Source organism: Streptomyces sp. NPDC030820 (genome assembly GCF_055572075.1).
On record NZ_JBVIEB010000005.1, the window covers coordinates 488,289 to 511,786 of the forward strand.

The 23,498-nt window shown below is 70.6% G+C and carries 25 protein-coding genes; 13 read left to right on the forward strand and 12 right to left on the reverse strand.

Going from position 1 to position 23,498, the window contains the following annotated elements:
- Positions 1 to 12 precede the first annotated feature (12 nt).
- The 4 genes from ACZ418_RS17240 (at position 13) to ACZ418_RS17255 (ending at position 3,996) form a co-directional block, all read left to right on the forward strand.
- Positions 13 to 1,368 (forward strand): sensor histidine kinase, encoded by a 1,356-nt coding sequence (locus ACZ418_RS17240; protein WP_468363092.1) that lies wholly within the window; start codon positions 13 to 15, stop codon positions 1,366 to 1,368.
- Positions 1,365 to 2,030 (forward strand): response regulator, encoded by a 666-nt coding sequence (locus ACZ418_RS17245; protein WP_468363094.1) that lies wholly within the window; start codon positions 1,365 to 1,367, stop codon positions 2,028 to 2,030. The genes ACZ418_RS17240 and ACZ418_RS17245 overlap by 4 nt, the downstream gene beginning before the upstream one ends.
- 58 nt (positions 2,031 to 2,088) lie before the next feature.
- Entirely contained in the window at positions 2,089 to 3,312 is a 1,224-nt protein-coding gene (locus ACZ418_RS17250; protein ID WP_468363096.1) for a cytochrome P450, read from the forward strand.
- An 87-nt stretch (positions 3,313 to 3,399) separates the two neighbouring features.
- Positions 3,400 to 3,996 (forward strand): Uma2 family endonuclease, encoded by a 597-nt coding sequence (locus ACZ418_RS17255; protein WP_468363098.1) that lies wholly within the window; start codon positions 3,400 to 3,402, stop codon positions 3,994 to 3,996.
- Positions 3,997 to 3,999: 3 nt separating this feature from the next.
- On the opposite strand, the gene ACZ418_RS17260 is transcribed toward ACZ418_RS17255, so the two are convergent.
- Complete coding sequence (locus ACZ418_RS17260; RefSeq protein ID WP_468363100.1) at positions 4,000 to 5,601, reverse strand: ABC transporter permease; 1,602 nt, start codon at positions 5,599 to 5,601, stop codon at positions 4,000 to 4,002.
- A complete protein-coding gene (locus ACZ418_RS17265) occupies positions 5,598 to 6,500 on the reverse strand; it encodes an ABC transporter ATP-binding protein (protein WP_468363102.1) in 903 nt (300 codons plus the stop codon). Before ACZ418_RS17265 ends, ACZ418_RS17260 begins: the two co-directional genes overlap by 4 nt.
- Before the next feature lie 75 nt (positions 6,501 to 6,575).
- Between ACZ418_RS17265 and ACZ418_RS17270 the strand changes: the two genes are divergently transcribed.
- Complete coding sequence (locus tag ACZ418_RS17270) at positions 6,576 to 7,067, forward strand: GbsR/MarR family transcriptional regulator (protein WP_468363104.1); 492 nt, start codon at positions 6,576 to 6,578, stop codon at positions 7,065 to 7,067.
- A gap of 25 nt (positions 7,068 to 7,092) precedes the next feature.
- Here ACZ418_RS17270 and ACZ418_RS17275 read toward each other — a convergent pair whose 3' ends face one another.
- On the reverse strand, positions 7,093 to 8,604 hold the full coding sequence (locus tag ACZ418_RS17275; RefSeq protein WP_468363106.1) for an APC family permease: 1,512 nt from the start codon (positions 8,602 to 8,604) through the stop codon (positions 7,093 to 7,095).
- A 233-nt stretch (positions 8,605 to 8,837) separates the two neighbouring features.
- On the opposite strand from ACZ418_RS17275, the gene ACZ418_RS17280 reads away from it, so the two are divergent.
- Positions 8,838 to 9,113, forward strand: a complete 276-nt coding sequence (locus ACZ418_RS17280) for a hypothetical protein (RefSeq protein WP_468363108.1) — start codon at positions 8,838 to 8,840, stop codon at positions 9,111 to 9,113.
- Here ACZ418_RS17280 and ACZ418_RS17285 read toward each other — a convergent pair.
- Positions 9,105 to 9,941 carry a diacylglycerol kinase family protein gene (locus tag ACZ418_RS17285; RefSeq protein WP_468363110.1) on the reverse strand — a complete coding sequence of 279 codons (837 nt, stop codon included), beginning with the start codon at positions 9,939 to 9,941 and terminating at the stop codon, positions 9,105 to 9,107. The genes ACZ418_RS17280 and ACZ418_RS17285 overlap by 9 nt on opposite strands.
- Positions 9,942 to 10,137: 196 nt before the next feature.
- Here ACZ418_RS17285 and ACZ418_RS17290 point away from each other — a divergent pair, with 196 nt between their 5' ends.
- The 3 genes from ACZ418_RS17290 to ACZ418_RS17300 all read left to right on the forward strand — a co-directional run bounded on the left by ACZ418_RS17290 (position 10,138) and on the right by ACZ418_RS17300 (position 13,689).
- A complete protein-coding gene (locus ACZ418_RS17290) occupies positions 10,138 to 11,421 on the forward strand; it encodes an adenylosuccinate synthase (protein WP_468363112.1) in 1,284 nt (427 codons plus the stop codon).
- A 38-nt stretch (positions 11,422 to 11,459) separates the two neighbouring features.
- Complete coding sequence (locus tag ACZ418_RS17295) at positions 11,460 to 11,672, forward strand: hypothetical protein (protein ID WP_468363114.1); 213 nt, start codon at positions 11,460 to 11,462, stop codon at positions 11,670 to 11,672.
- Positions 11,673 to 11,871: 199 nt separating this feature from the next.
- The gene (locus ACZ418_RS17300) at positions 11,872 to 13,689 is read left to right on the forward strand and encodes a bifunctional metallophosphatase/5'-nucleotidase (protein ID WP_468363116.1); all 1,818 of its coding nucleotides are present in this window, start codon (positions 11,872 to 11,874) and stop codon (positions 13,687 to 13,689) included.
- A gap of 3 nt (positions 13,690 to 13,692) precedes the next feature.
- On the opposite strand, the gene ACZ418_RS17305 is transcribed toward ACZ418_RS17300, so the two are convergent.
- The 5 genes from ACZ418_RS17305 to ACZ418_RS17325 all read right to left on the reverse strand — a co-directional run bounded on the left by ACZ418_RS17305 (position 13,693) and on the right by ACZ418_RS17325 (position 17,066).
- On the reverse strand, positions 13,693 to 13,884 hold the full coding sequence (locus ACZ418_RS17305; RefSeq protein WP_468363118.1) for a hypothetical protein: 192 nt from the start codon (positions 13,882 to 13,884) through the stop codon (positions 13,693 to 13,695).
- A complete protein-coding gene (locus ACZ418_RS17310; RefSeq protein WP_468363120.1) occupies positions 13,871 to 14,110 on the reverse strand; it encodes a DUF6400 family protein in 240 nt (79 codons plus the stop codon). The genes ACZ418_RS17305 and ACZ418_RS17310 overlap by 14 nt, the downstream gene beginning before the upstream one ends.
- Before the next feature lie 79 nt (positions 14,111 to 14,189).
- Positions 14,190 to 14,840, reverse strand: coding sequence for a hypothetical protein (locus ACZ418_RS17315; protein ID WP_468363122.1), 651 nt, complete (start codon positions 14,838 to 14,840; stop codon positions 14,190 to 14,192).
- A 62-nt stretch (positions 14,841 to 14,902) separates the two neighbouring features.
- Positions 14,903 to 15,598, reverse strand: a complete 696-nt coding sequence (locus tag ACZ418_RS17320; RefSeq protein WP_468363124.1) for a GntR family transcriptional regulator — start codon at positions 15,596 to 15,598, stop codon at positions 14,903 to 14,905.
- Between the two features lie 112 nt (positions 15,599 to 15,710).
- A complete protein-coding gene (locus tag ACZ418_RS17325; RefSeq protein ID WP_468363126.1) occupies positions 15,711 to 17,066 on the reverse strand; it encodes an aminotransferase class III-fold pyridoxal phosphate-dependent enzyme in 1,356 nt (451 codons plus the stop codon).
- A gap of 252 nt (positions 17,067 to 17,318) precedes the next feature.
- On the opposite strand from ACZ418_RS17325, the gene ACZ418_RS17330 reads away from it, so the two are divergent.
- Positions 17,319 to 19,178, forward strand: coding sequence for a serine/threonine-protein kinase (locus ACZ418_RS17330; protein WP_468363128.1), 1,860 nt, complete (start codon positions 17,319 to 17,321; stop codon positions 19,176 to 19,178).
- Between the two features lie 66 nt (positions 19,179 to 19,244).
- On the opposite strand, the gene ACZ418_RS17335 is transcribed toward ACZ418_RS17330, so the two are convergent.
- Entirely contained in the window at positions 19,245 to 19,994 is a 750-nt protein-coding gene (locus tag ACZ418_RS17335) for an SLATT domain-containing protein (protein ID WP_468363130.1), read from the reverse strand.
- Between the two features lie 264 nt (positions 19,995 to 20,258).
- On the opposite strand from ACZ418_RS17335, the gene ACZ418_RS17340 reads away from it, so the two are divergent.
- The 3 genes from ACZ418_RS17340 to ACZ418_RS17350 are packed head-to-tail and all read left to right on the forward strand — an operon-like array spanning position 20,259 to position 21,909.
- Positions 20,259 to 20,603, forward strand: coding sequence for a YbaB/EbfC family nucleoid-associated protein (locus ACZ418_RS17340; RefSeq protein WP_031164799.1), 345 nt, complete (start codon positions 20,259 to 20,261; stop codon positions 20,601 to 20,603).
- 51 nt (positions 20,604 to 20,654) lie between these two features.
- The gene (gene recR / locus ACZ418_RS17345) at positions 20,655 to 21,254 is read left to right on the forward strand and encodes a recombination mediator RecR (RefSeq protein ID WP_199211360.1); all 600 of its coding nucleotides are present in this window, start codon (positions 20,655 to 20,657) and stop codon (positions 21,252 to 21,254) included.
- Complete coding sequence (locus tag ACZ418_RS17350) at positions 21,247 to 21,909, forward strand: DUF5063 domain-containing protein (protein WP_468363133.1); 663 nt, start codon at positions 21,247 to 21,249, stop codon at positions 21,907 to 21,909. Before recR ends, ACZ418_RS17350 begins: the two co-directional genes overlap by 8 nt.
- Here ACZ418_RS17350 and ACZ418_RS17355 read toward each other — a convergent pair.
- Together ACZ418_RS17355 and ACZ418_RS17360 are read right to left on the reverse strand one after the other, a co-directional pair.
- Positions 21,860 to 22,294 carry a hypothetical protein gene (locus tag ACZ418_RS17355; protein ID WP_468363135.1) on the reverse strand — a complete coding sequence of 145 codons (435 nt, stop codon included), beginning with the start codon at positions 22,292 to 22,294 and terminating at the stop codon, positions 21,860 to 21,862. The genes ACZ418_RS17350 and ACZ418_RS17355 overlap by 50 nt on opposite strands.
- A gap of 129 nt (positions 22,295 to 22,423) precedes the next feature.
- On the reverse strand, positions 22,424 to 23,482 hold the full coding sequence (locus ACZ418_RS17360) for an NlpC/P60 family protein (RefSeq protein ID WP_468363137.1): 1,059 nt from the start codon (positions 23,480 to 23,482) through the stop codon (positions 22,424 to 22,426).
- Between the last annotated feature and the right edge of the window lie 16 nt (positions 23,483 to 23,498).

Below are 23,498 nucleotides of genomic sequence, written 5' to 3' on the forward strand. Positions count from 1 at the left end.
ACCGTTTCGTACGTGACCCAGACGACGCACACGCAGACGACACCGCCGGGGCCGGCCGGCCGGCCGCGCAGCCCGGAGTTCCGGCTGGCCGCGGACGCCCTGAGCGGGCTGCGGCAAGACCTGTTCCACGAGGCCTTCGCCTACCGGCCGCTGCCCCGCCTGGGCGCCGACAGCGCCCTGGTGCGCCGCCGGTCCGGCCGCATGAAGGAGTACGCGGCCTGGGCGCCGCACGCGGTCGTCGTCGTCCTCGGCCTGGTGGCGATGCTCCTCGGCCTGTCGAGCACGGGCGACTCCGGGGTGCCGTCCCTGCTGTGCGGACTGCTGGCCCTGGCGCCGGTCCTGCTGACCCTGGCGCGTCCGGCCGGGGCGTTCTGGCTGTCCCTCGCCGCGACCACGGCCACCGCGGTCATCGGTGGGGCAGAGTGGAGCAGCTGGCCGTGGCTGCCGGGCAGCTTCTTCTCCCATCTGGTGGTGCTCACGGTCGTCGCGCTGCGCACCCGCCCCCGCACTGCGGCCTGGATGTGGGTGCTGACCGGTTTCTACGGCTCCTTCGCCGCGAGCGTTCTCGGCCCGCAGCACTACGACACCGACGTGGCCCAGATGCTGGTCCTGTCCGCGCTGCTCCTGCTGGTGGTCACCGTCCGGCACATACGCCGGCAGGCCGCGCAGGAGGTGACCGCCCAGCAGACGGTGACCGAGCACGAGCGCTCCCGTCGCACCCTGCTGGAGGAGCGCACGACGATCGCCCGTGAGCTGCACGACGTGGTCGCCCACCACATGTCGGTGGTCGCCATCCAGGCGGAGGCCGCGCCCTACCGGGTGGAGAACCCGCCGGAGGAGCTGGAGAAGGCGTTCGCCACCATCCGGGAGAACGCGGTGGCGGCCCTGACCGAGCTGCGCCGGGTCCTCGGGGTCGTACGCGCGGAGGACTACGAGGCGCCGGACGCCCCCCAGCCCACCCTGGCCGACCTCGACGGGCTGCTCGCCAATGTGCGGGAGGCCGGCCTGACGGTGGAGAAGGCGGTGACCGGAGCGGTGCGTGAGCTGCCGCAGGGCGTGGAGCTGTCGGCGTACCGAATAGTGCAGGAGGCCCTCAGCAACACCCTGCGGCACGCGCCGGGAGCGAGCGCCCGCGTGGAGATCGGCTATGTCCTCGGCGGTCTGGGCCTGCGCGTGGTCAACACCCCGCCGCCCGCGCCGCACCTCGTCAAACCGTCACCGGGCGCGGGGCACGGCATCACGGGCATGCGGGAGCGGGTGTCCATGCTGAACGGCGAGATGACGACGGGCCCGTCGCCGGACGGGGGCTATGAGGTGACGGTGTTCCTGCCGGTGCCCGCGGTTGTCGTGAGCGAAGGGGACGCATGACCATCCGCGTACTGATCGCGGACGACCAGATGATGGTCCGCGAGGGCTTCTCCGTCCTGCTGAACGCGATGCCGGACATCGAGGTCGTCGGCGAGGCAGTCAACGGAAGGGAGGCAGTGGACCGGGTCCGCGAACTCGCCCCGGACGTCGTCCTGATGGACATCCGCATGCCGGAGCTGAACGGCATCGAGGCCACCCGGGAGATCGTGGCGGCGGACGCGGCGGCGAAGGTGCTGGTCCTGACGACCTTCGACCTGGACGAGTATGTGTACCAGGCGCTGCGCGCGGGAGCCTCCGGCTTCCTCCTGAAGGACGCCTCCGCCCGCCAACTGGCCGACGGCGTACGGGTGGTGGCCGCGGGCGAGGCCCTCCTGGCTCCCTCGATCACCAAACGCCTGCTCACGGAGTTCTCCCGCCTCTCGGACCCCCAGCGCCTGGCCTCGTCGGCCCAGGCGGCCTACGGCGACCTCACCGAACGCGAGACAGAGGTCCTGATCCTGATCGCCCAGGGCCTGTCCAACGCGGAGATCGCCGAACGCCTGGTGGTGGCGGAGTCGACGATCAAGACCCATGTGAGCCGCATCCTGGTCAAACTGGGCCTCAGAGACCGCACCCAGGCAGCGGTGTTCGCCTACGAGGCGCGACTGGTGACACCGGGCTGACGGGAGGCGGGGCGGACGCCCCTGGTCAGATCTCGGCCCGGCGCGTTAGCGTCCCCGCATGGCAGGCCCCACCGACCTCGGTTTCGATCCCTGGGACCCGGCGTTTCTCGCCGACCCGTACCCGGCCTACGCCGAGCTGCGCGCACGCGGCCGGGTGATCCGGTACGAGCCGACCGACCAGTGGCTGGTCCCGCACCACGCGGATGTCTCGGCGCTGCTCCGGGACCGCCGGCTGGGGCGGACGTATCAGCACCGGTTCTCGCACGAGGAGTTCGGGCGGACCCCGCCCGCGCCGGAGCACGAGCCGTTCCACACCCTCAACGACCACGGCATGCTCGACCTGGAGCCGCCGGACCACACCCGGATCCGGCGCCTGGTGTCGAAGGCGTTCACACCGCGCACCGTCGAGCGCCTGAAGCCGTATGTGCACGGCCTGGCGAACGACCTGGTGGCGGCGCTCGTCCACAACGGCGGCGGTGATCTGCTGACCGACGTCGCGGAGCCGCTGCCGGTGGCCGTGATCGCCGAGATGCTGGGCATCCCCGAGGCGGACCGCGCCCAGCTCCGCCCCTGGTCGGCGGCGATCTGCGGGATGTACGAGCTGAACCCGTCGGAAGACACCGCGGCTAAGGCGGTCCGTGCCTCGGTGGAGTTCTCGGAGTACCTGCGGATGCTGATCGCGGCCCGCCGCAAGGAGCCGGGCGAGGACCTCGTCTCCGGTCTGATCGCGGCCCATGACGAGGACGACGACCGGCTGACCGAGCAGGAGATGATCTCCACGGCGGTCCTGCTGCTCAACGCCGGCCACGAGGCCACGGTCAACGCCACGGTGAACGGCTGGTGGGCGCTGTTCCGCAACCCCGGCCAGCTGGCCGCCCTGCGCGCCGACCACTCCCTGGTCCCGTCCGCGATCGAGGAGCTGATGCGCTACGACACCCCGCTGCAGCTCTTCGAACGCTGGGTGCTGGACGACATCGAGATCGACGGCACGGTGATCCCGAGGGGCTCGGAGGTCGCCATGCTCTTCGGTTCCGCCAACCACGACCCGGCCGTCTTCACCGACCCCGACCACCTGGACCTGACCCGCACCGACAACCCGCACATCTCCTTCAGCGCCGGCATCCACTACTGCATCGGCGCCCCACTGGCCCGCATCGAGCTGGCCGCCTCGATGACGGCCCTCCTCCGGCAGGCCCCCACGCTGACCCTGGCGGCGGAGCCGCGGCGCAAGCCGAACTTCGTGATCCGGGGGCTGGAGGGGCTCGGCGTCGAGGTCGGTTGATCACCCGTTCGGATGATCGCCGAGCGATCCCGATCGAAGGCCGCCGGTGGCTTGTCACGCTGGTGCCTGCCTGCGAAGGAGGGCGCCATGGCGGTTATGGCAGAGCGCACCTCGTCTCAGATGTCGGTGGACGTGTTCGAGCGGATCGCGGAATTCGCCGAACGCGAGGACGAGACCGTCAGGTTCGAGTTCATCGACGGACGGATCGGGGTCAAGAAGGTGACGAACGGCAGCCACGGTGAGATCGCCATGTGGTTGGCTTTCCGGTGCAAGGAAGCACGGCCCGACCTCACCCTCAACACGACAGGCCAGGGGCTGAAGGGCGAGGCGTACCGGAAGGGCCGCGCCCGGCCTGACGGCATCCTTGCACCTGCGGGTTACTTCAACGGGCAAGGTGAGTGGGCCGACCCTGACGGTGTGCTGATGGCGGTCGAGATCACGTCGTACGACTCGGACACCCACCACCGGGATCGGGTGGACACACCCCGGGCGTACGGTGAGGCGGGCATCCCGGTGTACTTGCTGATCGACCGTGACAACCACTCGATCCTTGTGCACACTGTCCCGGACCCGGAGGTCGGATACCGGGACATCCATTTGGTCGCGTTCGGCGGCAAGGTCACCCTCCCCGACCCCGTCGGCATCGAACTCGACACCGACGAGCTGAAGCAGTACGTCGACTGAGCCTCAGCCCGCCAGATCACGGCGCCGCACGCCCGCCAGCCCGCCGGCCACCAGCACCGCAGCCAGCCCCAGCAGCACCCCCACCGGCCCCCACTCCATCCCCCCGCCCGGCAACTTCGGCAGATGCCCGAACGGGGACAGGTCCAGCACCGCCCGCGGTGCGTTCAGCGCGGGGCCGATCCAGCCGATCAGCAACACCGCACCGGCCACGCCCCACGCCGCGACCGCGCCCTGCGGCAGGACGCCGAACAGCAGGACCGCGACCCCGCCGATCACCCAGACCGCGGCCACCTGGAGCAGGCACGCCCCCAGCACCGGTCCGATCTGCCGGCCGTAGCCGACCGCGAAGCCCAGGCCGGCCAGGAGCATCAGCAGGGCCGATCCGCCGAAGGCGATGATCAGGTGGCCGGCCGCCCAGCGCAGCCGACCCACGGCCGCGGCCAGCACCGGTTCGGCCCGGCCGGAGGTCTCCTCGCCGCTCAGCCGCAGCACGGAGGAGACGACGTAGAGCGCGGCGACCAGACCGAGCATGCCGACCATCGCGGCGAGGAACGCGTCCGTCAGCCCCGACTGGCCGCCCATCCGCTGGAAGATCTCCCGCGCCTTGGCGTTGTCGCCGACCAGCTTGGCCGCGCCGTCCGTCATCCCGCCGTAGACGACTCCGGCGAGGAAGAAGCCGATCGACCAGCCGAGCACGCTGCCGCGCTGCAGGCGCCAGGCCAGCGCGCCCGCCGTGCCGAGACGGCCGGCCGCCGGTCCCGGCCGGGTCGGCAGGAAGCTCATGCCGATGTCCCGGCGTCCGGCCAACTCGTAGGCGACCAAGGCCTGAAGGGCGATGGCCAACGCGAAAAGCAGCAGCACCCACCAGCGTTCGGCCGCGAAGGCGCGCAGGTTCTCCAGCCAGCCCAGCGGGGACAGCCAGGTCAGCACCGACGATCCTCCCCCAGTGCCGAAAGCCTGGGAGGTGCCCCCATCCGACGTTGAGTCGCCCGCCGCACGCAGCACGAACGCCCCGCCCAGCACGGCCGCCGTCAGCCCCCGGGCCAGCCGGGCGCTCTCCGTCAGCTGGGCGACGATCGCCGCCATCGTGGCGAAGACCATGCCGACGCCCGCCACCCCGAGCCCGAAGGCCAGCGCACCCGAGGCGCCCTGCCCGGCCAGCCCCGCCACGACCAGGACGCACAGGGCCGCGTTCGCGACGGCCGCCGTCAGCAGGGCGGCCGTGAGCGGGGCCCGGCGCCCCACCATCCCGGAGGACACCAGCTCCTGCCGCCCGCTCTCCTCCTCGTCCCGGGTGTGCCGTACGACGACGAGCAGGCTCGTCACGGCGGCGAGGGCGCCCGCGTACACCCCGACCCGCCAGGCCGTCAGCGCACCGAGCGAGTCGTCGAAGACCGGGCCGACCATGGCCCGCAGAGAGGTGTTGGTCGCCATCTGATGCATCAGGTCGGCGCGGGCGGCCGGGGTGCCGTACAGGGTCTTCAGGGTGTTCGGCATGGAGAGGACCATCAGCGCGTTCACCGCGACCCAGACCGGGATCAGCACGCGGTCGCGGCGCAGGGCGAACCTCAGCAGGGTTCCGGTGCCGGTCAGTTGGCGCGTCATACCGCCACCCCGCCCGGCCCGTCCTGGTAGTGCCGCCGGAACAGCTCTTCCAGGGTCGGCGGTGTCGAGGTCAGCGAGCGCACGCCGGAGGCGGTCAACGAGCGCAGTACGGCGTCCAGTCGGTCGGTGTCGACCTGGAGCCGGACCCGGTGGCCCTGGACGTCGAGGTCGTGCACGCCCGGCAGGTGGGCCAGCCCGTTGGGCGGCCCGGCGAGTTCGGCGCTCACACTCGTCCGGGTCAGATGCCGCAGGTCCGCCAGCGACCCGCTCTCCACCGTCCGCCCCTTGCGGATGATGCTGACCCGGTCGCAGAGTTCCTCGACCTCGCTCAGGATGTGTGAGGACAGCAGGACCGTACGGCCGCGCTCCCGCTCCTCCTCCACACAGCGCTGGAAGACCTCCTCCATCAGCGGGTCCAGGCCCGAGGTCGGCTCGTCCAGGATCAGCAGGTCCACGTCCGAGGCGAAGGCGGCGACCAGGGCGACCTTCTGCCGGTTGCCCTTGGAGTAGGTACGGCCCTTCTTGGTCGGGTCCAGCTCGAAGCGTTCGATCAGCTCGGCGCGCCGCCGGGTGTCGAGTCCTCCGCGCAGCCGGCCGTAGAGGTCGATGACCTCGCCGCCGGAGAGGTTGCGCCACAGCGTCACATCACCGGGCACGTAGGCGATCCGGCGGTGCACCTCCACCGCGTCCCGCCACGGGTCGCGGCCCAGCACCTGCGCGGCGCCCGCGTCGGCGCGCAGCAGCCCGAGCAGCACCCGGATCGTGGTCGACTTGCCGGAGCCGTTGGGGCCGAGGAAGCCGTGCACCTCACCGGCCTCGACGTCCAGGTCGAGGCCGTCCAGCGCGTGCGTACGGCCGAAGGACTTGTGGAGCCCGGAGACCGTGATTGCCTTCGTCATGGTTCCCGAACGTACGCTTCTTTCAGAAATTTGTGAAGTTAAGGAAGTGCATGAACGTCGGATAGGGTGAAGCACATGACGGAGTCGAGGACAGACCGGGACCCGGAGTCGGTCTCGCGGTTCGTGGAGCACTTCGCGGCACAGCTGGTCGAGGCGGGCATGCCGCGTATGCCGTCGCGGGTGTTCGGTGCGCTGCTCGCCTCCGACGACGGCACCCTGACCTCCGCCGAGCTGGGCGAACAGCTCCGGATCAGCCCGGCGGCCGTCTCCGGCGCGGTCCGCTATCTCGCCCAGGTCCACCTGGTCTCCCGCGAACGCGAGCCGGGCTCGCGCCGGGAGCGGTACCGGGTGCACAGCGACCAGTGGTACGAGGCGCTCACCAACCGCGAGGCGATCATCAAGCGCTGGGAGGAGGCTCTGCGGGAAGGGGTGTCGAGCCTCGGGGCCGACACCCCCGCGGGACGCCGGCTGGCCGAGACGCTGGACTTCTTCGAGTTCGTGGAGAGGGACGTGGCGGAGATGATGGAACGCTGGCGGGTGTACCGGGAGCGGAAGTACGGTCGCTGAGCCCTTCGGCCGTCTGCCGAGCCCCTCAGCGTTCCTTGGTCTCCTCCAGCACCGTCCGCCCCAGCAGCGCATACCGCTCGGGCGCCCGCCGCTTCAGGTACTGGGCGTAGCCCACGCCCGTCGCCGCGACCAGCGCCACCAGCCACGGGGTCGCCTTCAGCAGCAGGGAGCCGGACTCGGCGCCCGCCGCGACCCCCATGTTGGACACCAGCAGGACGACCACGCCGAGCATCGCGATGCCGCCGATGAGCGGGGCGGTGAAGGTCCGGAACCAGTGGCGGCTCTCGGGGTGGTGCTTGCGGAAGTAGACGAGCACCGCGAAGGAGCACACGGCCTGCACGATGAGGATCGCCATCGTGCCGAGGATGGCCAGCAGGACGTAGAGCGCGTTGTACGGATCCTTGCCGGCGATCCAGAACGCGGCGATCAGTACGGCGCTCACCACCGTCTGCACCAGGCCCGCGATGTGCGGAGAGCCGTGCCGGCCGTGGGTACGGCCGATGGTGTGCTTCAGCGACGGCAGGACACCCTCCCGCCCGAGGGCGTACAGATAGCGCGCGGCGCAGTTGTGGAAGGCCATGCCGCAGGCCAGTGAGCCGGTGATCATCAGCCACTGCATGACGTCGACGGCCCAGTGGCCGACGTACCGCTCGGTGGGGTCGAAGAACAGGGCGAGCGGGTTGGCGGAGGAGGCGGCCCGCACGGCCTCGGCCTCACCGTTGCCCGTGATGGCCATCCAGGAGACGAAGACGTAGAAGACGCCGACGCCCAGGACGCTGATCATCGTGGCCTTCGGGATGATCTTCTTGGGGTCGCGGGACTCCTCGCCGTACATCGCGGTCGACTCGAAGCCGACCCAGGACCAGAAGGCGAAGAAGAGCCCGAGCCCGGCGGACGTGCCCTTGAAGGCGTTGACCGGGTCGACCGGCGCGAGGCTGAACCCGTGCGGTCCACCGCCGTGGAAGGCCACGGACACCGCCATCGCCGCCAGCACGGTCACCTCGGTCGCCAGCAGCGCCACCAGCAGCTTCTCGGCGACGCTGATCCCGAACCAGGTGCCGGTCGCGTTGATCGCGAGCATCAGGATCGCGAAGGCCCACCAGGGTATGTGCAGGCCCGTCTGGTCCCTCAGCGTGGTTGTGGCGAAGGTGGAGAAGATGCCGATCAGCGCCGGTTCGAACACGACGTAGGCGAAGGTCGCGAGCAGTCCGGAGGCGAGGCCGGCGGTCCGTCCGAGGCCGTAGGAGATGAAGCCGTAGAAGGCCCCGGTCGATGTGATGTGCTTGGCCATCGACGTGAAACCCACGGAAAAGATTGCCAGGACGACCATTGCCACGAGATAGCTCGCGGGCGCCCCGATGCCGTTGCCGGACGACACCATGAAGGGCACGTTGCCGGTCATCGCGGTGATCGGCGCGGCGGTGGCGACGGCCATGAAGACCACGCCGAGCAGCCCCACGGCGTTGGGTTTCAGCCGATGAACCGTCTCCTCGTCCGCCACGCCCGCCGCCGGGGCAACGCCCTCGTCCACTGCCATCGGGTGGCCCCTTCCATGTCGGGTGACTGGGTCCTGGTGGGTCCTGATGGAGCAGGATGGTGCACGCAGGAGGGGCGCGGGAAGGGGTCGGCGCGGTTAAATATTTGTCACCAGACCATTGGGACCGCATGTTTGCCTGGATTCCGGAGGCGTAGCATCTGCTGGACGACCTGGACCGGCTGATCGTGCCGCCCGGCTACAAGCCTGAGATCAATCAGGGGGAACATCGTGGCTTGGACGGCTCGGCCCTTTCCCTTGCCGGTGAACTGACCTCCCCCTCTACGCGGGACGACGACTACCAGGACAAGTCCCTCATCTGTGGACGCGCCGGGGTCTCGGTCCATCTGCTCCTCGACATGCAGGAAGAGCAGGCCACCGTCTGCTGGTCGCCCTCGCCCCTGGGGTACGAGGCCCGCCTCAGCAAGCCGTTCGGCGGGCAGCTCCACATCCCGGCACCCTGCGACTGCCCCCTCGACACCACCGGCTTCCAGGCCCCCACCTCACGCTGAAGGCAACACCAACCCCCAAGCCCCCTCCACCACCCGCCAGGTCCGCCTTCGTACCGGCCCCGACACCCCCGAGTCCGCCCGGTACCGGAAATCCGCGCCGACGACCGTCACGGTCCGCCCGGAAGTCCGCAAAGGTGTCGCCTCCGCGCCCACCGACAGCGGGCGTACCTCCACCTCCGCGAGTCCGCCCGTGCCCGGTGTCACCGACACGGCCTCCACGGGCTGGCCCAGGTCGACCACCGTCTGCCCGTCGACCTCGACCCGGAGCCGGGAGGGGCCGGGGGAGGGTACGGCGGGGAGCCGGGGCGGGCGGGGGGCGAGGGTGCGGACCAGGGAGCGGTACCAGGGGCGGCCGGAGCCGACCGGTACCGGCTCGGCGGCAGCCGGCCGCACCGGCTCCGGCGGAATGCCCAGCCCGCTCAGCACGACCCCGTCGCTCTCGTCGACCAGCAGATCCAGCCGCCGCACGGCCCCGTCCAGCACCGCCCGCGCCGCCGCCACCGCCCCGCCCGGCACCCCGAGCGCCTCGGCGAGCCCGCTGTCACCGACCGGGACCACCGACAGCGCACATCCGGCCAGCTCCCGCGCCCGGTGCAGCAGGGTCACGGCCCGCACCAGAGCGTGGCCGTCACCCACCACGACCGGCCGCCTCGAACCCCGCCGACCCAGCGCCCGGGCGAATTCCTCCGGCCCGTCCGGCAGACACACCTTGGCCGCCGCACCCGCGCTGAGCACGTCTTTCGCGATCCGTACGGACTCCCCGTCCGTCTGCCGTGCCGCCGGATCGATGATCACCAGCAGCTGTTCGGACGTCGCGAAAGTCGCCACCTCGGTCCTGCCTCGCTTCCTCGGGTAGCATCTTTGTGCAAGAGCCCCTTGCGCTATTGCGCCAGGGGCTTCGTCTATTCCGGGGCATCCGGTCCGACGGTTGGCGACCAACGGCGGTCGCTGTGGTACGCGGCGGTGAACCTTACGCCCAAGCCCCCGACCTTGGACATGCCCCACCCGGAAGGGGTGTACGCGCGTGCCCGCACTTGTGCTGCTCGGTGCTCAGTGGGGTGACGAAGGCAAGGGAAAGGCGACCGACCTGCTCGGTGGCTCGGTGGACTATGTAGTGCGGTACCAGGGCGGCAACAACGCCGGCCACACGGTCGTCGTCGGCGACCAGAAGTACGCCCTCCACCTCCTCCCTTCCGGAATCCTGTCTCCCGGTTGTACGCCGGTCATCGGCAACGGCGTCGTCGTAGACCCGTCGGTCCTGCTCTCCGAGCTGAGCGGTCTGAACGAGCGTGGCGTCGACACGTCCAAGCTCCTGCTCAGCGGTAACGCGCACATCATCACGCCGTACAACGTGACCGTCGACAAGGTCACGGAGCGCTTCCTCGGAAAGCGCAAGATCGGGACCACCGGTCGCGGCATCGGGCCCACCTACGCGGACAAGATCAACCGCGTGGGCATCCGGGTCCAGGACCTGTACGACGAGTCGATCCTGCAGCAGAAGGTCGAGGCGGCCCTCGACGTCAAGAACCAGATCCTCACCAAGCTGTACAACCGGCGGGCCATCGCCGTCGACCAGGTGGTCGAGGAGCTGCTGGGCTACGCCGAGCAGATCAAGCCGTACGTCGCCGACACGGTGCTGATCCTGAACCAGGCCCTGGAGGACGACAAGGTCGTCCTGTTCGAGGGCGGCCAGGGCACGCTGCTCGACATCGACCACGGCACGTACCCCTTCGTGACGTCCAGCAACCCGACCGCCGGCGGTGCCTGCACCGGCGCCGGTGTGGGCCCGACGAAGATCAGCCGGGTCATCGGCATCCTCAAGGCGTACACGACCCGCGTCGGCGCCGGTCCCTTCCCGACCGAGCTGTTCGACGAGGACGGCGAGGCGCTGCGCCGCATCGGCGGCGAGCGGGGCGTCACCACCGGCCGGGACCGCCGCTGCGGCTGGTTCGACGCCGTCATCGCCCGGTACGCCACCCGCGTCAACGGCCTGACCGACTTCTTCCTCACCAAGCTGGACGTGCTCACCGGCTGGGAGCAGATCCCGGTCTGCGTGGCGTACGAGATCGACGGCAAGCGGGTCGAGGAACTGCCGTACTCCCAGAGCGACTTCCACCACGCGAAGCCGATCTACGAGACCCTGCCCGGCTGGTCCGAGGACATCACCAAGGCGAAGTCCTTCTCCGACCTGCCGAAGAACGCCCAGAACTACGTCAAGGCGCTGGAGGAGATGTCCGGCGCCCCGATCTCCGCGATCGGCGTGGGCCCGGGCCGGGACGAGACGATCGAGATCAACTCGTTCCTGTAGAGGATCCATGGCCGCGGGTTCCGGTGGACAATCGAGGTATGAGCGTCCACCGGGACCTGCGGTGCCGGGGGCCCTACGGCGGCGAAGGCGCCGACGCCGAGGGCACGGACTGCCTGGACCCCGCGATCTTCGAGGTCACCCGGTACCAGCTGCCCCCGCTGCACGTGTGCCCGGTGCATCTCGGCCCGTCCCTGCTGATGGCGAGCGGGGTGCTGTGGCCGCCGGAGATCAGGCTCATCGGCCGTATCTGAACATCAGGTTCCTCGGCCGTATCCGACACCGGCTGTTTCCCCGGGGTTCGCACAGGGCGTGCACTGACCCATCCTTGACCTGGACATGACCTTCTCCTGGTTTTCCGGCAATCGCGGGCGCGAGCAGCATCTACGCGGGTAGCCTCCGCACTGCACCGCCACTGCTCGTCGCCAACTCCAGCCAAACCAGGAGCCCTGAATGCCCCTCAGTCCCATGAACCGCCGGGAGTTCGTGAAGAAGTCGGCCGTCACCGGGGCGGCCGTCGCCGCTGCCGGTGCCGTCGCGGCGGCCCCCGCGCAGGCGGCCGAGCAGCAGCCCGAACACAAGCCGCGGACCTGGTCGTTCTCCATCCTGGGCACGACCGACCTGCACAGCCACGTCTTCGACTGGGACTACTACAAGGACGCCGCCTACACCGACAAGGCGGGCAACTCCGTGGGTGTGGCGCGCGTGGCCACCCTCATCAAGCAGCAGCGCGAGGCCAAGGGCGAGGACCGTGTCCTCCTCGTCGACGCCGGCGACATCATCCAGGGCACCTCCCTGGCCTACTACTTCGCGCGCGTCGACCCGATCACGGGCACCGACGGCAACAAGGGCCCCAGGCACCCGATGGCCGTGGCCATGAACCACATGCGCTACGACGCCGCCGCCCTCGGCAACCACGAGTTCAACTACGGCATCGAGGTGCTGCGCAAGTTCGAGAGCCAGTGCCACTTCCCGCTGCTCGGGGCGAACGCGCTCGACGCGAAGACCCTGCGCCCGGCCTTCCAGCCGTACACCGTGAAGCGCATCTGCGTTCCGGGCGCCCCGGACATCAAGGTCGGCATCCTCGGCCTCACCAACCCCGGTATCGCGCTGTGGGACAAGGACAACGTCAGCGGGAAGATGGTGTTCCCGGGTCTGGTGGAGCAGGCGAAGAAGTACGTGCCGAGGCTGCGCGCGCTGGGCTGCGACGTCGTCTTCCTGACGGACCACTCCGGCCTGGACGGCTCCTCCTCCTACGGCGACTCGCTCCCGTACGTGGAGAACGCGTCGAACCTCGTGGCCGAGCAGGTGCCGGGCATCGACGCGATCCTGGTGGGCCACACGCACGTCGAGGTCCCGTCCTACACGGTCAAGAACGCGGAGACCGGCGAGGAGGTGCTCCTCTCGGAGCCGTACTGCTGGGGCTACCGCCTGAGCGTCTTCGACTTCGAGCTCGAACTCCACTGCGGGCAGTGGAAGGTGACGAGCAAGCAGGCGCAGACCCTCAACCCCAACACGGTGGACGAGGACCCGGAGATCAAGAAGCTCCTGGAGGCCGACCACGAACTCGTGGTCAAGTACGTCAACACGGCGGTCGGCACCTGCACGCAGGACCTCTCGGCGGCGGAGTCCTGCTGGAAGGACGTGCCGATCATGGACTTCATCCACAAGGTGCAGATGGAGAGCGTGAAGGCGGGCCTGTCGGCGTCGGACGCCGCCCTCCCGCTGATCTCGGTCGCGGCCCCCTTCTCCCGCACGGCCGACATCCCCCAGGGCAGCGTCACCATCAAGGACATCGCCGGCCTCTACATCTACGACAACACCCTGTACGGCAAGAAGCTGACCGGCGCCCAGCTCAAGGCGTACCTGGAGTACGCGGCGAAGTACTACCACCAGGTCCCGGCCGGCACGAAGGTCGACACCGCGACCCTCACCAACGCCAACAAGTTCTGGGACTACATGTACGACACGGCGGCGGGCGTCGACTACGAGATCGACATCGCCCAGCCGGAGGGGTCGAGGATCAAGAACCTCACCTACAACGGTGCGGCGATCGCCGACGACCAGGTGTTCGTCGTGGCGGTGAACAACTACCGCGCGAACGGCGGCTCGGGCTACCCGCACATCGCCTCGGCGCCCATCGCCTACAGCTCGACCAACGAGATCCGCCAGCTGATGATCGACTACGTGACCGCGAAGAAGACCCTCGACCCGGCCGACTTCGCCGTCACCAACTGGAAGCTGACGCAGGCGGGGACGCCGGTCTTCTGACCGTCAGGGCGCGGAGCGGGTGGCGCCGAAGTACGTCTCGTGCGACCAGATGTGGTGGCACGACGGACACTGCAGGTGCAGCAGGCTGCCGGTGTTGGACAGCAGGTAGCGCCACCCGCCCCGATCGTCGCAGTTCGGGCAGTCCACTCCCCAGGCGCGCCGTCCCCGGTCGGCCTGCGGATCAAGCGGCAGCATCACTGGGCCCCGCCGGGAGCACACCGGCCGCCACCAGCTCGTCGTAGATGCGCTGCTGCTCGGCGTCCAGCCCGGAGTACAGCAGCGCACGCGCCTCCTCCTCGCCGCGGAGCGCCACCGCGGGGTCCCAGCCGGGGCCGAGGGCGGCCATGACGTGGGTACGCCGGAGCATCTCGTGCGCGCTCAGGTCGACGCTGAAGTCGAAGGTGGGGCCGTGGGGGGACATGCCACCGAACGTAGGCAGGCATTTCCCCCACGGCAAGAAGAGGTGGGTGAAATCACACCAGCTCGTCCCGGCGGACCCCTCAGCTGAAGACGATCATCGAGCCCTGTGCCAGCGAGCGCGTCGCCGCCGCGTGCAGGCCCAGCCACACATGCCGTTCGCGGGCGAAGGGGCTCGGGTCGTACGGCGCGGGGACGGCCGGTTCCTCCAGTTCGGTGGGGGCCGTGGGCGGGGCCGGGGCGGCCGGAGGGTTGGCCGGGTCGATGCCGATGGACCCGGCGACGTACTCCAGCTCGCGCAGCAAGGTCTGCGAAGAGCCCAACGGGCCGCCGCCCGCCAGGAGTTCCTCGTTCGACAGCGGGTGCGGGAAGTCGACCGGGACGTACGCGCCCGCGTGGTCGTAGTGCCAGACCAGATGGGACTGCTGGGCCGTGGACTCGAACATCTCCAGCAACTGCTCGTAGTCGCCGCCGAGTTCGTCGACCGGAGTCACCGGCAGGCCGCAGACCTGCAACAGGTACGCCCGGCGCAGGAAGTGAAGGGCGTCGTAGTCGAAGCCGGCCACGGGTGCGACCTCGCCGGACAGGCCCGGCATGTACTGGTACACCGGCACCGGCGGGAGGCCGGCCGCCGCCAGGGCGTTGTTGTACTGCGCGAGTTCCTCGGCGAACGGGTTGTCGGGCGTGTGGCACAACACGTCCACGAGCGGTACCAGCCACAGGTCACAGGCCAAAGAGGGCTCCTCGCACACAGAAGGGGCCACCAAGGAGGTGGTTCGGGAAGGGTACTGGTCATTTACCCGTTGGTCAGGTGTTCCAGCAGCGCCAGTGAGTGGGCGTTGGACTCGGCGATGATCGAGCGGGCGGTGTCGGCCTCGCGCCGGGCCAGCGCGTCGACCAGGTCCGTGTGCCCGGCCCACAGGCGGCCGCGCAGGTCGGGGAGGCGGAGCAGGTGCTGCACCGCGCAGACCCAGGACTGCACGCGCAGGCGGTGCAGGAAGTCGCCGAGGTAGGGGTTGCCGAACAGGGCGCTGAGCTCACGCCAGAAGCGGAGGTCGTAGCCGATGAGAATCGTCAGGTCGCCGGCCGCGGCGGCCCGCGCGGCCTCCTCGCCGCGGCGGCGCACCGTGGTCAGCGCGGCCGTCGTACGGGGGTCCTCGGGCGGGGTGCGGAAGGCGGGGTGGCCGGTGGTGAGGGCCTGGAACATGCCGTCGGTGACCAGACTGCGGGCCTCGATCATGTTCCGGTAGTCGGTGACGGAGTACTCCGGCACCCGGAAGCCGCGGTGCTGGTCGGCCTCCAGGATGCCCTGCGCGGACAGGTCGACCAGCGCCTCGCGGACGGGGGTGGCGGAGACGCCGTACTGATCGGCGATCTCCTTGACCGTGAACGCCCGGCCCGGTCGCAGCCGCCCCGCCAGCACCTCGTCACGGAGCGCGTCCGCGATCTGCTGGCGCAGGGTGCTGCGTGTCACGGCGCCGTTGCCGGGCATGGTCGGGGTCACTCCTCACGCGTAGACGACGTGCTCGCGCATCTCTCACGAGATTTCTTACGAGCACGTCACCTTACGCGTTCGGGCCTCCCCGGCGGCAGGCGTGGTTCGGTTACGCCGTGTACTCGTCCGCCACGCTCAGCGCGGCGTCCAGCGCGGCGAGGCCCTCCTTCAGCTCGGCCTCCGTGACATTGCACGGCGGAACCACATGGGTGCGGTTCATGTTCACGAAGGGCCACACGCCGTGCTGCTTGGCGGCGGCCGTGAACGCGGCCATCGGGGCGTTCGCCTCGCCGGCGGCGTTGTACGGCACCAGCGGCTCACGGGTCTCGCGGTTCTTCACGAGGTCCAGCGCCCAGAACATGCCGACGCCGCGCACCTCGCCGACGCTCGGGTGGCGCTCGGCCAGCTCGGCGAGGGCCGGGGCGAGGACGGTCTCGCCGAGACGCTTGGCGTTCTCGACGACGCCCTCCTGCGCCATCACGTTGATCGTGGCGACCGCTGCGGCGCAGGCCAGCGGGTGCCCGGAGTAGGTCAGACCGCCGGGGTACGGCCGCTTGCCGAAGGTCTCGGCGATCGCGCCCGAGATGGCGACACCGCCCAGCGGGACATAACCGGAGTTCACACCCTTGGCGAAGGTCATCAGGTCGGGTACGACACCGAAGAGATCGGCGGCGAACCACTCGCCCGTCCGCCCGAACCCGGCCATGACCTCGTCCAGGATGAAGACGATGCCGTGGCGGTCGCAGATCTCGCGGACCCCGGCCAGATAGCCGGGCGGCGGGACCATGATTCCGGCCGTGCCGGGGATGGTCTCCAGGATGATCGCCGCGACCGTGCCCGGCCCCTCGAAGGCGATCGTGGTCTCCAGGTGCTCCAGGGCGCGCGCGGTCTCCTGCTCCTCGTTCTCGGCGTAGAAGCGGGAGCGGTAGAGGAACGGGGCCCAGAAGTGGACGACGCCGTTGGTGCCGCTGTCGCTCGCCCAGCGGCGCGGGTCGCCGGTGAGGTTGACGGCCTGCTGGGTGCCGCCGTGGTACGAGCGGTACGCCGAGAGCACCTTGGGGCGGCCCGTGTGCAGCCGGGCCATGCGCACCGCGTGCTCGACGGCGTCGGCGCCGCCGTTGGTGAAGAAGATCTTGTCCAGGTCGCCGGGGGTCCGCTCGGCGATCAGCCGGGCCGCCTCCGAGCGCGCCTCGATCGCGAAGGCGGGCGCGAAGGTCGTCAGCTTCGCCGCCTGCTCCTGGATGGCCGCGACGACCTTCGGGTGCTGGTAGCCGATGTTCGTGTAGACGAGCCCGCTGGTGAGGTCCAGGTACCGCTTGCCGTCGTAGTCCCAGAAGTACGACCCCTCGGCGCCGGCGACGGCGAGCGGGTCGATGAGGTCCTGGGCTGACCAGGAGTGGAAGACGTGCGCGCGGTCCGCGGCCTTCACTGCGGCGCCGGCATCGGGGTTGGGCTGAGGGGTCATGCCCGCGAGCGTAAATGTCCGCGATGCGGAAGGCCTATCGGCGTCTTGTTCTGTGGACGGGCGCTTTCCGCGACAGATTGTCAAAGGGATGGGCGTCCGGGGTGCCGAGCCCGTTACGGAACCGTAGACAGCGGGCCGCGCGACTCACCGGTGGGGCCGCACTATTCTCGGTCCGTCGCACGCGTATGCGTCGTAGTCGTATGCGTTGCGTGTATGGGGCGTACGGGGTGGATCGGGGGAAGGCGGGCGGCCATGGAGAAGCTGGGGGCGGGGGATCCGCAGCACATCGGGAGCTATCGGCTGCTGGCGCGGCTGGGTGCGGGCGGCATGGGGCATGTGTATCTGGCCCGGTCGGACCGGGGCCGTACCGTCGCGGTGAAACTGGTCCGGGAGGAGCTTGCCGCGCAGGAGGAGTTCCGGGCGCGGTTCCGGCAGGAGGTGCAGGCCGCGCGGCGGGTCGGCGGGTACTGGACCGCGCCCGTGCTGGACGCGGACACCGAGGCGGCCGTGCCGTGGGTGGCCACCGGGTATGTGGCCGGGCCGAGCCTGCAACAGGTGGTCGGGCACGATCACGGGGCACTGCCCGAGCGGTCGGTACGGATCCTCGCGGCAGGGCTCGCGCACGCGCTGAAGGACATCCATGCGGCCGGGATCGTGCACCGGGACCTGAAGCCGTCGAACGTGCTCGTCACCATCGACGGTCCGCGTGTCATCGACTTCGGGATCGCGCGGGCGCTGGAGACGACCTCGGTGGGCGGGGAGGGGCTGACCCGGACCGGGTCGCTGGTCGGGTCGCCGGGGTTCATGGCGCCCGAACAGGTGCGGGGGGATCGGATCACGCCGGCCTGCGACGTGTTCTGCCTGGGGTCGGTGCTGGCGTACGCGGCGACCGGGTCGCTGCCGTTCGGGACCGCCAACAGCGGGGTGCACGCGCTGATGTTCCGGATCGCTCAGGAGGAGCCGGATCTGGCGGGGGTGCCGGAGGGGATCGCGGACCTGGTGCGGGACTGCTTGCGCAAGGATCCGGGGGCTCGGCCTTCGCTCGATGCGGTACTGGAGCGGACGGGGGCGGAGGACACCGTGACCGGGGGGCGGTCTCGGGATCCCTGGCTGCCGGGGGCGCTGGTGGCTCAACTCGGCCGACATGCTGTGCAGTTGCTGGAGGTTGAGGATCCGGAGGGGGACGGGGCGGGTTCGGTAGCGGGGTCCGGGCCGGGTGTGGGTGGCCCTGGTGGGGCGGACTCGCCGTCGGCGGGTGCGGGTGCGGGTGGTGCCGGTGGCGGTGGTTCGCCTGAGCATGCTGCCGCTGACGACGGCAGCGGGGCGGGGGCGGTCGGGGAGCCTGGGGGTGGTGTGAGTCATCTGCCCACCGTTGTGGTGGGGCAGACTCCGCCGCCGGGGTTCGGGGCCGCACCGGGGGCGTACGGGTACGCGCAGCAGCATCCGCAGCCTCAGCCGCAGCTGTATGCCCCGTGGGGCGGGACGCCGCCGTACGGGCCGCCGCCCGTCGCCGGGGTGCCGGAGCGGGAGCGGCGCGGTGGGCGGTCGACCGTGCTGCTCGTCGTGGTCGCGCTGGTGGTGGCGCTGGGCGCGGGTGGCTCGGTGTACGCGTTGATGAGGAAGGGCGGTGGGGACGACAAGGGGGGAGGGGCCGTCGGTCCGACGCCCACGGTGAGCAGCTCCGCCACCTCGGGGGCGCCCAGCACGGCCGGGCCCACGCCGTCCGTCTCCGTCTCCGCGTCCGCCTCCTCGGACGGGGCGGTTCCGGCGGGCTATCTGGGCACCTGGGAGACGACCATCGACAACGCCAACGGGACCAACACCCGCCAGCTGACCATCCGCCAGGGCGCGGTGGGCGACAGCGTGCTGACGCTGGTCGCGGACGGGCCGACGGACGGCGGTGGCACCTACCACTGTGTCTTCGACGCCAAGCTCGCCGAACAGCCCGGTGCGGACGGGCCGTTGGAGATCGGGCCGTCCACCGTCGCCAGTGGCGAGCCCGCCTCCTCCTGCACTCCGGGCGATGCCACCGAGGTCACCCTGCTCCCGGACGGCAGGCTGAAGCGGGCCAAGGTGGGCGGCGGGGAGAGCCTGACGTACACCAAGCAGTGAGGCTCGCTCCGCCGGGCTCGGCTGCTGAGCAGGCCGGGTGAAGTCCACTGCGGTCCAGCGGAGCCCTCAGCGCGGCTCCGGTGGGCGCTGTCGTGGCATGTTCGGGCGGGTCCCGTTCGCGGGCGGCATCGGGAAGCGGCCCAGCGGGCCGCCGGCCTCCTGCCGTGGCACATACGCGACCGCCGCCTGCATGCCCAGCGGTGCGGAACCGGTGCGGAACTCGACCATCCAGTCGGTCGTCTCCATGCGGACCAGCTCCGTGACGTCCTCCGCGAAGCGCCGCAGGACCCCCAGGCAGCGCTCGGCCGCCTCGCTCGCCGTACCCTCCGCCGGGCCCAGCACCTCCCGGATGCTCTCCGAGGCCCAGTCGAACTGCAACGCCTGCAGCCGCCGCTGTACCGCCTGTGCGGTGGCCACGTCCCTTATCCAGCCGGACGTCACACCGAAGAACCGGTCGATGCCGACGCAGGCGACCCCGAGCAGGAGCGCCAGGCAGCCCCAGGGCGCGACCCCGTGGACCGTCCCGGTGAGGTCGAGCAGCGGGAGTGCCGCCCCGGCCACCGCGCCCGCCGCCGCTCCCGAGCGCAGGATCCGGGCGCCGCGCCGCTTCCAGACCCGGTCCCGCAGATACCAGGACGCCGTCTGCAGCGCCCCGCGCTCCACCCATCGGTACAGCTCGTCGAGCCGCTCGGCGGGCTCGCCCCAGTCCCCGAGCGGGAAGGCCCGCCCGGTCAGATCGCCCGGCCGCAGCCCGGCCGCACCCTCGCCCCGCCCGTCCTGAGGCGGTCCCTCGGGCTGCATCTCCGGCTGACCCACCCGGCACTCCCTACTGATCCTCGATCACCTGTCGCGACCTCGTCACATTGCGTGACATCCCATGCCGCATTCCATGCCGACGCGCGGCACCCTTCCTACCGCCCAATGGGTGGCGAAGAAGGAGCTTTCCCAGCTTTTCCGCCCGGAAGAGGGTCTTGATCAGGTATAGGACTGCCGCGCTTCTCACTCGAAAGAGTGGCGGGGCGACGCGCGCGTGGACCACGTAGGCTCATGCTCAAGGAGAAGAACGCAGAGGAGCTGATCGTGATTCCCGGTGGTGGCCAGCCCAACATGCAGCAGTTGCTCCAGCAGGCCCAGAAGATGCAGCAGGATCTCCAGCGGGCGCAGGAGGAACTGGCGAACACGGAGGTCGACGGGCAGGCGGGCGGCGGTCTGGTGAAGGCCACGGTGACCGGCGCCGGAGAGCTGCGCGCGCTGAAGATCGACCCGAAGGCGGTCGACCCGGAGGACACCGAGACCCTCGCCGATCTGATCGTGGCGGCCGTACAGGCGGCCAACGAGAACGCGCAGACGCTGCAGCAGCAGAAGCTCGGCCCGCTGGCCCAGGGCCTCGGCGGCGGCACGGGCATCCCCGGTCTGCCTTTCTGAGGCCGGGCCAACTACGGTACGTACCGATAGGTCTTAAGGAAGGGCAGTCCGGTGTACGAAGGCGTGGTCCAGGACCTCATCGACGAGCTGGGGCGGCTGCCCGGCGTCGGTCCCAAGAGCGCGCAGCGGATCGCCTTCCACATCCTGCAGGCCGAGCCGGCGGACGTGAAGCGGCTCGCGCAGGCGCTCCTGGAGGTCAAGGCGAAGGTCCGCTTCTGCGCGACCTGCGGCAATGTGGCACAGGAGGAGCTGTGCAACATCTGCCGTGACCCGCGTCGGGATCCCTCCGTCATCTGTGTGGTGGAGGAGCCCAAGGACGTCGTCGCCATCGAGCGCACCCGTGAGTTCCGCGGCCGCTACCACGTGCTCGGCGGCGCCATCAGCCCGATCGAGGGCGTGGGCCCCGACGACCTGCGTATACGAGAACTTCTCGCGCGGTTGGCCGACGGGACGGTCACGGAGCTGATCCTTGCGACGGACCCCAATCTGGAGGGCGAGGCCACGGCCACCTACCTCGCCCGCATGATCAAACCCATGGGCCTGAAGGTCACCCGCCTGGCCAGCGGCCTCCCGGTGGGTGGCGACCTGGAATACGCGGACGAGGTCACCCTCGGCCGCGCCTTCGAGGGGAGACGACTCCTAGATGTCTGACGCCACACTGCACGCGACCGGTCGGAACCCGGACGACTTCGCGGTCCAGATCGCGGACCAGATCGAGAGCTTCCTGGTGGCCGTCACGGAGGTGGCGAGGGGCGACGAGCCCGGCTCGACCGTGCCCTTCCTCCTCCTGGAGGTCTCCCAGCTGCTGCTGGCCGGCGGCCGTCTGGGTGCCCACGAGGACATCGTCCCCGACGAGCGCTACGAGCCCGACCTGGGGCCGGAGCCGGACGTGGACGAACTCCGCGAGAACCTGGCCCGCCTCCTGGAGCCGGTCGACGTGTACTCCGAGGTCTTCGACCCGTACGAGCCCCGCAAGGCCCCGGTGCCGGCCCGGATCTCCGACGACCTCGCCGACGTCATCACCGACCTCCGCCACGGCATGGCCCACTACCGCGCGGGCCGCACCACGGAGGCCCTGTGGTGGTGGCAGTTCTCCTACTTCTCCAACTGGGGCCCCACGTCCTCCGCCGTCCTGCGCGCCCTGCAGTCGGTCCTCATCCACGTCCGCCTCAACCAGCCCCTGGAGGAACTGGACGGCCTCGACACCGACCAGGCCACGATGGGCGACGAGACCCTGGAGTTCGAGGCGGGCCGGGTCATGGCCGAGGAGATCGGCGGACAACTGGGGATGCGGTCGGCGAAGTGACCGCGAGCAGCGCCGCCGCGTCGACGTACGGCGCGGTCGGCGTCGGCTCGCTGTACCAGCGCGGCGGCCAGGTGTCGCCGCCCAGCGCCGGAACGCCGACGTACGTGACGGCCCGCTCGGCGCGCCGCCCGAAGTACTGCACGCCGAGCGGCCAGTCGTAGCGGTGTACGACGCCGGGCGCCAGCAGGAAGTACACCCACCGCGTCCCGCTGCCGCCCGCGCACACGATGGGCCCCGCGTCGCCGTCCCCGCGCTCGATCAGCCAGTCGGCGACGGCCTCGCCCCATCTCCCCTCGATCCGCACGGCGTCGAAGTGCACGCCGGCCCCGCGCAGCCGGTGCCCACGGAGGGGGACCCAGGCGGGCCGGTGAATTCCGTTCGTCATGGTCACGGCCAACGTCAGCCGCGAGCAACTGGCCGCCGCGTCCAACTACTCCCCGGACACCATCTTGGGCTCCTAAGGTTTCATTACGCACCGCTTAAGGCGCGGATAACCGGCGAATGAGATGACGTATCAGAGCCTCTTGGCCGCCCGCAGTCCCTTCGCGTAGAGGCCGTTGCCGTCCAGGCGGGCCGAGCCGCCGTGGTCGCCGAAGGTGGGGCCGCCTGCCGATGCGCGGCTGGAGACGAAGCGAGGGTGGCCGTCGTCGTCCAGGCCGAGATAGATGCCGACCTGGTCAAGGCGGTGGTCCTGACGGTCGGCGGTGGCGAAGAAGACGAGGTCGCCCGGCTGGAGCCTGCTCAGCGCCGCGGGGGTGCTCGTGCCTCGGAGCACCGGGACGCCGGGGCCCTGCGTGGCCATCGCGTCGGCGGTGCGGGGAAGGCCCGGGCCCTTGGCGTCCCGGCCGAGCAGCGGGTAGCCCTCTCGGTAGCCGTAGACGAGCCGTACATAGCCCGACGGGCCCACGGTGCCGTAGCGCGCCTTGTCGGGGTGCACCGTGTGACCGTCGGGGAAGGTCCAGGGGATGCCCAGATACTCGTAGAAGTCGGAGCTGGGACGGGTGGTCCCCGCGTTGTCGTCACCGGCTGTGCCGTACGTCGCCGCTCCCGCGTACCGGACGCCCTTCGCGTCCTTGAGGGGCTTCTCTCCCGCCCGGTACTGCAGGGCCGCGGCGAGGACGTCCGGCTTCGTGCTGCCGCGGTTGGCGCGCAGCCAGTCGGCGAACCACTTCGACCGTTCCTGGCCGGCCGCCCACGTGCGCGGCATCAGGCGTACCCAACTGTCCGTGATCACATGTGACGTGGTGGTCCGCGGCTCGGTGAAGGTGCGGCCGGGCCCGGTGAGGACGGCGGTGCGGGCCCCGTCCGTGAGGGTGGCGACCACGGCGCCGGAGCCGTCCCGGACGACGGTGCGGGCGGGGTCGGCGAGGCGGTCGTAATGGAGGCCCCGGGCACTGGCGGGGGGCAGTCGGTCCTGGCCGGAATCGACCGTGCGGGCGGCGGCCGGGCCGCCGGCGGTGCGCAGCTGGTGGGTGACCACGCCGGCAGCGAGGGCCACGGCTGCGAGAAGGGCGAGGGAGAGCCGTTGGTTCCGCTTGCGTCGGGCGGTGGGAGCGGCGGGGGCGGCGGCCATGGCAGGTGGGGATTCC